The sequence below is a fragment of the Lentzea sp. genome (assembly GCF_036380075.1).
GTDB lineage: Bacteria > Actinomycetota > Actinomycetes > Mycobacteriales > Pseudonocardiaceae > Lentzea.
Map to the genome: position 1 here is coordinate 1 of NZ_DASVFL010000373.1, position 11,149 is coordinate 11,149.

An 11,149-nucleotide genomic window follows, 5' to 3' on the forward strand; every position below is an offset into this window, starting at 1 on the left:
CTGACCGCGACCCGGTTCGTCGCCTGCCCCGAGGGCGGCCGGATGTACCGCACCGGCGACCTCGTCCGCTGGCTCCCCGACGGGCGGCTCGCGTTCCACGGCCGCGCCGACCAGCAGGTGCAGCTGCGCGGCCTGCGGATCGAGACCGGCGAGGTCGAGGCGGCGCTGTGCGGCCTGCCCGAGATCGGCCAGGCGGCCGTGGTCGTCCGCGACGACCGGCTGGTCGCCTACCTCGTCGCACCGGACGGCGTCGACGCGGCGGCCGTGCGACGCCGGCTGGCCGGGTTCCTGCCCCGGTACATGGTCCCCGAGGCGTTCGTCGTGCTGCCCGCCCTGCCGTTGACCCCCAACGACAAGCTGGACCGGCGCGCGTTGCCCGCACCGGACCGGGTGTTCGCCGAGGCACGGCCACCCGCCACGCCGCTGGAGGCGACGCTCTGCGCGTTGTTCGCCGAGGTGCTCGGCCTGGACTCGGTCGGACCGGACGACGGGTTCTTCGACCTCGGCGGGCACTCGCTGCTGGCGGCCAAGCTCGTGTCGCGGATCCGCGCGGAACTGGGCGTGCGGCCGGAGCTGCGGCTGCTGTTCGACGCGCCCACCCCGGCGGGCCTGGCCGACCGGCTGGGCACCGCGGCCGCGGGCGACCCGCTCGACGTGCTGATCCCGTTGCGCACGGGCGGCGACCTCGCACCGGTGTTCTGCGTCCATCCCGGCGCCGGCATCGGCTGGGAGTACTTCGGCCTGCTGCCGCACCTCGACCCGCGCCGCCCGGTCTACGCGCTCCAGGCGCGCGGGCTCACCGACCCGTCGGCGATGCCGCGGACGGTCGAGGAGATGGCCGCCGACTACCTGGACCAGATCCGCGCCGTCCGCCCGGAGGGGCCGTACCACCTGCTCGGCTGGTCGTTCGGCGCGGTGGTCGCCCACGCGATGGCGCTGCTGCTGCCCCCGTCCGACGTCGGGATGCTCGCGCTGCTGGACGGCTACCCCGAGACCGAGGTGGCCGAGCCGGTCTCACCCGACGACCCGGACCTGCTCACCCCGCTGCTGGAGTCCCTCGGCTACGAGCTGGACCGGCCGGTCCGCTCACGCGCCGAGTTCGACGAGGTCGTCCGCGCGCACGCCGGTCCGCTCGCGGGCTTCACCCAGGCCGCGCTGCCCGAGGTGTTCGCGTCGAACGTGAACCTCCACAACGTCCACCGCCCGGCACCCCTGGCGGCCGACGCGCACATCTTCCACGCCGTGCAAGGAAAAACCCCGGCCGACCCGACCCCGGACTCGTGGCTGCCGCACATCACCGGCCACGTCGAGGTCCACCGGGTCGACAGCACCCACGGCGGCCTGACCGCCGCGACACCCCTGGCGTCCATCGGCGCCGTCCTGTCCGCCCACCTGTCCCGTGAGGAGCACCGCTCATGACCGCCACGCTGCAGACCACCGCCCACGTCACCTCCGTCCACCGCTACTACGAGCTCGTCGACGCCGGCGACGTGGCGGGCCTGGTCTCGATGTTCAGCCAGGACGCCACCTACCGCCGCCCCGGCTACGAGCCCATGGTCGGCCACCAGGAGATGAGCGCCTTCTACGGCGGCGCCCGCGTGATCCGCGAGGGCCGCCACACCGTCGAGAAGGTCGTGGAGGGCGAGGAGGAGGTCGCCGTCTACGGGACGTTCGCGGGCGTCCTGCACGACGGCCGCAACGTGGACCTGAGGTTCTCGGACTTCTTCGAGTTCGCCGCGGACGGCCACTTCTCCCGCCGCGACACGTTCTTCTTCGCACCGCTGGTGTGACCCCGACCCGTGCCCGCCGACGGTCGACGCCGGCGGGCACAGGTCGGTGGGCGTCACCGGGGCGCCGGGGCCAGGGGGTCCGGAGTCCGCGCCGCGGGAGCCGGAGCGCTGGTGACTGGCAGCTTCATCCGCCCGTCACCGCGCAGGTAGCGTTCCTCGACCGGCGGCAGCGGCTTCTCCGGCAGGTCCGCGTGGACCTTCGTCATCGTGTCGAACCACGTCGCCGCGGGGACGGTGCCGCCGTAGATGTTGCCCTCGGAGCACAACCGGGGCGGTCCGGCGCCGACGCAGATGCCCTGGGGCGACGTGCTGTCGTTGAACACCTGGACGGCGCCGGCGTAGTCCGGCGTCGCGCCCAGGTAAGCGGCGGACTTGTACTCCTCGGTCGTGCCGGTCTTGCCCATCATCGGCCGCGTCCAGCCCGCCTTGCGCGCGGTGTAGGCCGCGGTGCCCATGCCCTTGCTGTCCTCGCTGAGGCCGTTCGCGAGCGCGTTCGCCAGGGCTTCCGGCACGGCCTGCTCGCACGGCGGCTGCTTCAGCTCGACGGGGTTGCCGTCGTGGTCGAGGACCCTGCGCACCGGCGTGGGCTCGCACCACGTGCCGCCGCTGATGACCGTCGCCGCGACGTTCGCCAGTTCCAGGGTGCTCGACGGCGCCGGGCCGAGGGTGAACGACGCGTTGCCGTTCGCCTTGTAGTACTCGGTCTGGGAGACGCGGAGCTCCCTGTCGCCCTGCGGGTCCGGTGTCGTGCCCGCGATGTTCGTGGCCATCGTCCTGCGCATGCCCAGCCGCGAGGCCATGTCCACCACCGCGTCCAGCCCCGCCTTCTCCTCCAGGATCACGAACGCCGTGTTGGGGGAGGTGGCGAGCGCCTGCCGCAACGGCATCTGCGGCGGGTAGTTGGTGTTGTGGTTGGCCAGGCAGTACCAGTGGGTGTTCGGCTCGCCGGTGGGCGGGCAGGACGTGGCGCCGCCCTTGAAGACCTTCGACGTGTAGGTGTTGGGGGAGGGGATGACCGTGTCGACGCCGATGCCCTTCTCCAGGGCGGCGGCGGTGGTGAAGACCTTGTAGACCGACCCGGTGCCGAACTTGTTCTCCACCCCGCTGGGCAGGTCGAACTGGGTCTGGAACTTCTCCTTGTCCAGGCCGTAGTCGCGGTTGGCCACCAGCGCCACGACCTCGTGCCGGTCCTTGCCGGGCCGCACGACGGCCATCGTGTTCGCCACGCCGGGCGTGTTCTTCGGCGCCTGCGCCTCGACGGCCTGCTTGGCGTAGTCGGTGATCTTCGGGTCGAGCGTGGTCTCGATCCGATAGCCGCCGACCTTCAGCTCGTCGAGGGTGAAGCCCAGCTCCTGCAGGTGCTGCACCAGGAACGAGCAGAAGAACCCGTACGACGTCCCGGCGCCGACGCAGCCGGTCTGAAGTGGACGGACGGGTTCGCTGAGGCCGAGCGGCGCGGCCTTGTGGCGGTCCGCTTCCTCCTGCGACAGCTTCCCGTCCACGACCATCGCGTCGATCACCAGGTTGCGGCGCTCGACCGCCTTGTCCGGCCGCGCCTCGGGGTCCAGGGCGGTGGGGCTGTTCACCATGCCCGCGAGCGTCGCGGCCTGCGTGACGGTCAGCTTGTCCGGCGTCGTCTCGAAGTACGCCTGCGCGGCGGCGGCGACGCCGAAGATCGTCGAGCCGAACGGCACCAGGTCGAGGTAACGGCTGAGGATCTCCTCCTTGTCCAGCGCCGTCTCCAGGCCGACCGCGAGGCGCGCCTCGCGCAGCTTGCGGCTGATGCTCTGCTCCTGCGCGGCGCCCTGGGCGCCCTTGTCGTTGCGGGCGACCACGTGCACGAGGTAGTTCTTCACGTACTGCTGGGTGAGCGTGGACGCGCCCTGCTGCACCTCGCCGCTGGAGTTGTTGCGCGCCAACGCCCTCAGGGTCGCGAACCAGTCGACGCCGTGGTGGTCGTGGAACCGGCGGTCCTCGATCGCCAGCAACGCGTCCTTCATGTGCGGCGAGATCCTGTCCGGTGGCGTCCGCACCCGGTACTGGTCGTACAGGTGCGCGATGGGCGCGCCGTCCCTGTCCGTCACCGTCGTCATCAACGGCGGTTCGGTCTTGAGCATCATCGCCAGCGTCGACTTCACCTGGTCGCTGAGCTTGTTGGAGAAAGCGCCCAGCGACACCGTCACGGGAAGGAGGAGCCCGGCGACGAGGAGGCCGGCGAGCAGGCAGTAGCCGGTCAGCTTCGGCACGCAGCGCGAGATCTTCTTGCGGTCCAAGGTGGACTCCCCTCCTCAAGCGGCTTTCGACGGTTACCCGCCGAAGCGGCGATCAGGCGACCTCATCGAATGAACCCCCACCGGGATTCCGTCACCTGGAGTGCGGGAACACCGCCCTCATCACCCCGTCGTGTCAACAAATCGGTGTCCGGTTTTTCCGTTCCCGCGACGGGTAGCTGGCCAGCAGAACCATTCACGCACGGGGAGGAAACCCAATGCTGACGCGCTCACGTGCCGGCCGTCTCGTCATCAGCTCCGCTGCGATCGCGTTGGTCGTGAGCGCTCTGGGCCCGGTCACCGCCGAGGCGGAGGAAGGCTCGGAGGACCACTCCGCGGGTTCGCAGATCGCCAAGCACGAGGGGACGGGGGAGATGCTGCTGAGCCCACCGGGCCTGGAGGTGGGGAGGGTCGACGGCATCGACGTCAGCAGCCACCAGGGCGCCGTCGACTGGGGACACTGGTGGCGCTCGGGAAAGCGCTTCGCCTACGTCAAGGCCACCGAGGGCACCAACTACCGGAACCCGAACTTCACCCAGCAGTACAACGGGTCCGCGGGCGTCGGCATGACCAGGGGCTCCTACCACTTCGCCCTGCCGGACAGGTCCGACGGCGCCACCCAGGCGCGGTTCTTCGTGGCCAACGGCGGCGGCTGGTCCAAGGACGGCCGGACGCTGCCGGGCACGCTCGACATCGAGTACAACCCGTACGGCGAGACCTGCTACGGCATGACCGCCGGCGCGATGGTCGGCTGGATCCGCGGCTTCAGCGACACCTACCACGGGCTCACCGGGCGCTGGCCGGTGATCTACACCTCCACGCAGTGGTGGGACCGGTGCACCGGCCGCGCCGGCGACTTCAGCTCCACGAACCCGTTGTGGCTCGCCCGGTACGCGGCCGGCGTGGGACCGATGCCGTTCCAGTGGCCCTTCCACACGATCTGGCAGTACACGTCGTCCCCGATCGACCAGAACGTGTTCAACGGCGGCGCCGACCGGCTGGCCGCCCTGGCATCGGGATGACCGGTGCTCGCCCCGGCCCGCAGGGCGGAGCTCGTCCTGCTCGTCTTCCTCGCCGCGGTGTTCGCCGTGTCGGCGACCGTGGTGATCGGCTCGTTCGTCCACATCGAACACGCGGGCCTCACCGTCGAGGGCGTCGAGGACGGTGCGGTCCTGGCGGAGGCGGACGTGCCGGACATCAGCGTCACGGCGGACGACCCGGAGGTCCTCGACCAGGTGGAGGTCCTCCTCGACGACTCCGCGGTCGCCACGCGCCGCGACCGGAACCGGTTGACGCTGCGGGACTTCCGCCTCACCGAAGGAAGCCACACGCTGCTCGCCCGCGTCCGCAACGCGACCCCGCTGCTGCTGGACGCCAAGGTGGAACACGTCTTCACCGTCACTCGATGCGGTTCATCTCCGTGACCCCGGCCTGGTCCGCGACCACGCGGGTACCAGCCGGTCGACCGCTCGACCCGCATTCCAGGAGGACGACATGAAAACGAGGACCACCGCGCTGGCCGCGTTGCTCACCGCCATTCCGCTGGTGCTCGCCCCCACCGCCGCCAACGCGGTCGCGTGCCTCGGAAACCTCAGCGACACCGTCGGGACGCTCGCGAAGATCACGCGCGAGGAGTTCCTGTCCCGCGTCTGCGCCGCACAGCTCCAACCTGGAACACGGCAGGCGGACGTGGCGCAGCTCAAGGACGTCGTCCTCCCGGAAGCGGTGGCGGGCCTCGGAGGAATGGAACAGATCTACGAACGCGGAAAGCCCCTTCTCGACCGCGTTGCCGAGAAGTGCTATTCGCCGGACGACTACTGCAGTCCCGCCGCCGTCGGCCGCACCACCCGCTGCGTGCGGGACGAACTGCCCGGCATGGCCATGAACACGCTCGGGCCGGACGTGCTCATGGCGAGCTGCGAGGGGCTGAAAGCCGCTGCCGCGACGGATCCGCAGGCTCTGCGGGAACGCGCCCGCGTCGCCGCCGAGTCGTACATCGGTTTTCTGAGGAGTGAGCGGGGCTGATCGAAGCCACCACGCGGGCGCGCCGAACTCGGGTTCGGTGCGCCCGCGTCGTTTTGGCGTCGTTTTGTCGCCCCGATGACAGTCCGTGAGGAATTCACTGGAAAAGGTGCTTACCCGGTACTCGATGACTGATCGGGAATCGCACGGGTACTGCCAGCTTCGACACCTCCGCCCACGTTCAGGAAAGGACACGGGCAATGGATTTCGACGAACTCCTGGACGAGGGCCCATCCGCGTTCAGGACCCGCTGGCTCGGCTACGACCGCAACCAGGTCGACGAGGAGTACGCGCGGCTGGAGTCGCTGCTGGAGACCGCGTGCGCCGACCGCGACGCCGCCCTCGCCAGGGCGGAGGACCTGGCCGCGCACCTGGAGGAAGCCCGCTCCGAGCTCGCCGAGTACCGGATGATCCACGCGGGCCACAGCAAGGACAACGCCGTCTCCGGCTGCATCCGATATCTCATGCACGTCGCGCGGCGCAAAGCGGAGGACATCGAGGCCGAGGCGCGTGCCCGCACCCAGCAGGCCGTCAGCCAGGCGGAGGAGGCCGCCGTCCGGCAGGCCCGCCTCCTCGACGAGACCGAGCAGGAGACCCAGCGCCGCCTGGCCGAGGCGAGCCGGCGGGCCCGCGAGATCGTCGGCGAGGCCCTGGAGCAGTCCCGCGCCCTGCTCGCCGACCTGACCGAACGGCAGCAGCTGCTCGACCAGTGGTGCGCGGAGATCGACACGACGCCGGAGCTGCCCGCGCCCCGGCAGGCCGAGCTCGTGCCGGTCGAGGCCGGGGAGATCGCCGAAGACACGCCGAGCGTGGCCTGATGACCGCCCTCGCACCGGAACCCGTCGGCGTCGAGGCCACCCGCGTGGTGGTCGACGTCCAGGACTGCGGCCCCGCCGGAGTCCGGTGGGCGGCCGGGTGCGCCGAGGCGCTCGGCCTCCGCCTGGTCCTGCGGGTCGCCTCGGAGCACGACGCCGTGCCCGCCGATGTCGCGGAGGTCCTCGCGGAGCTGCCGTCGTTGTCCGTCCACTGGGAACACCTCGACGACGTGGCTCCGTGGCAGGAGAGCAACCTCCTGGTGGTGTCGCGGTCCTCCGCACTCGCCGCACCACCTCTCGCGGGCCGTGATCGGCACGACGTGGTGGTCGTCGGCGGTGTGCCCGCCGCGCTGTCCGGGTGTTTCGGCGTGGTGACCGCGCTGATCGATCCCGTTGGGGCGGAGGGTGTCCTGCGCCGCGCGGTCGCTCTGTGCCGCGCACGCCGGGCCACCCGGATGCGGGTGCTGGCCCGGCCGTACTGGGCGGTGCGCGACCTGCCCGACGCGATCGCCGACGTGGTGCACGCCGCCTGCCCCGGCGTGATCGTCGAGCTCGTGCGCGAGGCCAGGTCCGTGCGGGAGGAGGCGCGCCTGTTCCCCACCGACCTGCTCGTGGTGTCCGGCCGGGAACGCGGCCCCGCGGAAGGCCTGCAACCGGCGGCGAGGGCGGCGCTGCACGAGGCGGCCTGCCCGGTGCTGTTCAGCTGTTCGTGACAGGGGAGACAACATGTCCGTCGGCAGAATCGTCCTGTACGTCTTCGCCGCGATGCTGGCCGGCGTGACGATCGGCCTGCTGAAGACCTGGCCCGCGCCCGAACCGGCGGGGCAGGACGTCGCGCAGCCGCTGCCCCCGGCGGTGGCGAGCATCTCGGTGCCGGGGTCGTCCGCACCGCCGCCGTCCTCCTCCGCCGCCTCTCCCGCGCCATCCCCGGCCCCGTCCGCCACGTCGCCCGCCAGTGCGGAGAAGCCCGCCGCGGTGTCGCCCCAGGCCGCGACCCGGCGGGGTCCCGGACCCGAGCTGCCGCCGGGCGTTCCGGTGCGCGCACAGGGCGAGGGCTGGTGGCGCACCATCGCGGGCACGACGGCCCAGTTCGGCACCGGCCGCGTGCACACCTACTCCGTCGAGGTCGAGCAGGGAGCGGTGCTGCCGAACGCGCACCAGTCGTTCGCGGCGACGGTCGACGCGGCTCTCGCGGACCGGCGCGGCTGGACCGCGGGGGGCGGCATCGCCTTCCGCCGCGTGGACGTGGAGGAGCCGGACGTGCGGATCCGGCTCACCGCGACGGAGACCGCGCGGTCCATCTGCGGGTACGAGCTGCCGTACGACACCTCCTGCTACGCCGGGGGAGTCGTCTACGTCAGCGCGCCCAGGTGGTTCCGCGGCGCCGAGTCGTTCGGCGGCGACCTGGAGGGCTACCGCAGGTACGTGGTCAACCACGAGATCGGGCACTTCCTCGGCCACGGCCACGAGTTCTGCCCCGCCGACGGCGCCCCCGCGCCCGTGATGATGCAGCAGACGTTCTCCGTCTCCAACGACGAGCTGGCCAGGATCACCGCCGCCACCCCCCAGGGTCCCGCCGTTCCCCGTGACGGCAGGACGTGCACCGCCAACCCGTGGCCCCACCCGGAGGTGACCAGGTGAAGATCGCGATGATCTCGTTGCAGGACAACCCCTTGACCGCACTGCACGAACCGGGCGCCGTCGGCCGGCGCTGGCACGTCGCCAAGCTGTCGCAGGAGCTGCACCGGCTCGGCCACGAGGTGGTCGTCTACACCCGCCGCACCGACCGCCGCCTGCCCGGCCGGTTCCGGGTCGACGAGGGCTTCGAGGTCGTGCACGTCCCGGCCGGACCGGCGGAGCGGCTCGGCCAGGACGAGGTCGTGCCCCACATCGGCGAGTTCTCGCGGTTCCTCTGCTCCCGCTGGTCGGCCGACGCCCCCGACGTCATCCACGCCCACCACTGGACCTCCGGCCTGGCCGCCGTGCTCAGCGCGCGCCGCACCGCGATCCCCGTCGTGCAGAGCTTCCACGGCGTCGCGGGCGGAGACTCCGCCGAGATCGAGCGCCTGGTGGGCCGCGGCGCGACCGGTGTGGTCGTCACCTCCGGCGAGGAGGCGGACGAGCTGTCCCGGCTGGGCGTGCGCCGGTCGCGGATCTCCGTGGTGCCCTGGGGAGTCGACACCGGCACGTTCACGCCGACCGGTCCCGCGACGGCGCGCACCGGCAGGCTCCGCGTCCTCGCCGCCGGCGACCTGACGCCGGACGACGGCATCGACGACCTCATCGTCGCGCTCACCGTGGTGAGCTGGACCGAGCTCGTGGTCGTCGGCGGCCCCGACCGCCGCCTGCTGTCCGGGAACGCGGAGTACGCGCGCCTGTCCGAGCTGGCCGCCCGGCACGCCGTCGCCGACAGGGTCAGCTTCCTCGGCCGCGTGCCGCACGCGGAGATGCCCGCGCTGATCCGGTCCTCCGACGTCGTGGCGTGCCCGCAGCGCACTCCGTCGTTCGGGCTCGTGCCGCTGGAGGCGATGGCCTGCGGCGTGCCGGTGGTCGCGTCGGCGGTCGGCGGCCTCGCCGAGTCCGTGGTGCACCAGGTGACCGGCCTGCACGTGCCACCGCACAACCCCACGCCGCTGGCACGGGCGCTGCGCGCGCTCCTCGGTGACGAGGTGCGGCGCCAGGAGCTGGGCGCGGCGGCCCAGGACCGCGTGCGCATCCGGTACGCGTGGGACCGCGTGGCGCACGACGTCGTCAGGGCGTACCAGCGGGCCACCGGCCCCGAGGTGATCACGGCCCAGCGGGCGCCGGCTCAGGCGTACGCGCGGCTGCGCCGGGCGCTCGCCGGTGAGGAGGGGACGGGGTGACGTGACCGGCGGCCGCTGAGCCCGTCGCCGGGCCCCTCACCGGCGACGACGGGAGCGGGCGGCGGGTTTCCAGGACGAACCCGCCGCCCGCGTCACCTCCCGCCGGCTCGTCTCTCCGCGGCACGGGCGACCTCGTAGCGGCTGGGCCGTCCCGCACCTCCCGGGACACCGGCGGTCCCCGACCTCGCGCGCTCGTACACCGCCACCACCTCGCGGGCGAGCCGCCGGCGCGAGTACCGGCCGAGCACGCGGTCGCGGCCGGCGATGCCGAACTGGTCGCGCAGCGTCTCGTCCTCGAGCAGCACCTTCAACGCCCGTGCCAGCCGCCGGACGTCGTGGGGCTGCACCAGCACACCGGTCACCTCCGGGACCACGACGTCGCTCAGCGCCCCGACCGCCGTGGCCACGACGGGGACACCGCAGGCCATCGCCTCCAGTGCCGCGGTGCCGTACTTCTCGGCCGGTGGCGCGCACAGCACGACGTCGGCCGATCTCAGCACCGCCGGCCGGTCCGCCCGCGCGACCTCACCACAGCCCAGCAGCTGCACGTTGTCCACTGTGGACAGGGCGGCACTGACGGCGGCGGAGGCGCTGTCGGGGAACAGGTCGCCGGTCACGACCACGCGCATCCGGCCGTCGTGGAAGTCGACGGGCCCCTTCGGGCGGAAGAGCGCCGCGTCCACCCCGCCCGGCACCACGGACACCTGCGTCCGGCGCACACCGAGCTGCCACAGCCGCGCGGCCTCGGCGGTGCTGGTCGCGACGATCCACGCCGCCTCCCGCGCGATGAGGGGCTCGGCCTCGGCGCGGTGCTCGACGTCGGTCTCGCCGAACCCGTGGTACGAGTGCACCACCGGGATCCGCAGCCGGTGCGCGCTGATCACCGACACCAGCCCGGACGTCCAGTGGTGCGTGTGCACGACGTCCGGGCGCCGGGTGCGCCACTGCTCCGCGAGGTGCTCGGCGAAGTCGCCGAGGTGCGCCACCAGCTCGTCCTCGGCGAGCGGTCTGGCAGGGCCGGCGGGAACGCGCACGACGTCGTAACCCGCGGTGCCGGCGACGTTTTCCGGCGATGTGGAATCGTCGCGCCGGGTGTACACGACCACGTCGTGACCCGCGGCGCTCAATCCCGCGCACAGCTCCGCCACGTGCGCACTCTGTCCCGCGCTCCCAATGAGCGGACATGCCTGTACGGACACCATTGCAATTTGCATTCGCCTGGTTGCATCCTCGGTCTCGGGTGATTCCGAGCTGCCGGCTCAACTCGACCATTCCGGTGATGAGTGGTCGACCGTATTGCCTGCTGCCGAGGTGGACAAGCGCTGACCTGCGCGGGAAATGCTTGCGGTGTCACCGACCTGCGGTTCGGCCGTCCGGCCTCCTCGGGA

11 protein-coding genes are annotated in these 11,149 nt (G+C 72.2%); 9 read left to right on the top strand and 2 right to left on the bottom strand.

The genetic code is table 11. The annotated features are described in order from the left end of the window. Nucleotides 1–1,419: alpha/beta fold hydrolase (locus VF330_RS39440; protein WP_330856856.1), on the top strand; the 1,419-nt coding region annotated here is incomplete at its 5' end. Further along, on the top strand, nt 1,416–1,790 hold the full coding sequence (locus VF330_RS39445) for a nuclear transport factor 2 family protein (RefSeq protein WP_330856857.1): 375 nt from the start codon (nt 1,416–1,418) through the stop codon (nt 1,788–1,790). The genes VF330_RS39440 and VF330_RS39445, both read left to right, overlap by 4 nt. Before the next feature lie 53 nt (nt 1,791–1,843). Here VF330_RS39445 and VF330_RS39450 read toward each other — a convergent pair whose 3' ends face one another. After that, entirely contained in the window at nt 1,844–4,063 is a 2,220-nt protein-coding gene (locus tag VF330_RS39450; RefSeq protein ID WP_330856858.1) for a transglycosylase domain-containing protein, read from the bottom strand. 215 nt (nt 4,064–4,278) lie between these two features. Between VF330_RS39450 and VF330_RS39455 the strand changes: the two genes are divergently transcribed. The 7 genes from VF330_RS39455 (at nt 4,279) to VF330_RS39485 (ending at nt 9,761) form a co-directional block, all read left to right on the top strand. Continuing rightward, on the top strand, nt 4,279–5,082 hold the full coding sequence (locus tag VF330_RS39455; protein ID WP_330856859.1) for a lysozyme: 804 nt from the start codon (nt 4,279–4,281) through the stop codon (nt 5,080–5,082). A 3-nt stretch (nt 5,083–5,085) separates the two neighbouring features. Next, entirely contained in the window at nt 5,086–5,484 is a 399-nt protein-coding gene (locus tag VF330_RS39460) for a hypothetical protein (protein WP_330856860.1), read from the top strand. A gap of 70 nt (nt 5,485–5,554) precedes the next feature. Next, nucleotides 5,555–6,085, top strand: coding sequence for a hypothetical protein (locus VF330_RS39465; protein WP_330856861.1), 531 nt, complete (start codon nt 5,555–5,557; stop codon nt 6,083–6,085). Between the two features lie 197 nt (nt 6,086–6,282). Next, complete coding sequence (locus VF330_RS39470) at nt 6,283–6,900, top strand: hypothetical protein (RefSeq protein WP_330856862.1); 618 nt, start codon at nt 6,283–6,285, stop codon at nt 6,898–6,900. Continuing rightward, the gene (locus tag VF330_RS39475; RefSeq protein ID WP_330856863.1) at nt 6,900–7,610 is read left to right on the top strand and encodes a hypothetical protein; all 711 of its coding nucleotides are present in this window, start codon (nt 6,900–6,902) and stop codon (nt 7,608–7,610) included. The genes VF330_RS39470 and VF330_RS39475 overlap by 1 nt, the downstream gene beginning before the upstream one ends. 13 nt (nt 7,611–7,623) lie before the next feature. Next, entirely contained in the window at nt 7,624–8,538 is a 915-nt protein-coding gene (locus tag VF330_RS39480; RefSeq protein ID WP_330856864.1) for a DUF3152 domain-containing protein, read from the top strand. Further along, nucleotides 8,535–9,761, top strand: coding sequence for a glycosyltransferase (locus VF330_RS39485; protein WP_330856865.1), 1,227 nt, complete (start codon nt 8,535–8,537; stop codon nt 9,759–9,761). Before VF330_RS39480 ends, VF330_RS39485 begins: the two co-directional genes overlap by 4 nt. Nucleotides 9,762–9,853: 92 nt before the next feature. On the opposite strand, the gene VF330_RS39490 is transcribed toward VF330_RS39485, so the two are convergent. After that, nucleotides 9,854–10,975 (bottom strand): glycosyltransferase, encoded by a 1,122-nt coding sequence (locus VF330_RS39490; RefSeq protein ID WP_330856866.1) that lies wholly within the window; start codon nt 10,973–10,975, stop codon nt 9,854–9,856. Between the last annotated feature and the right edge of the window lie 174 nt (nt 10,976–11,149).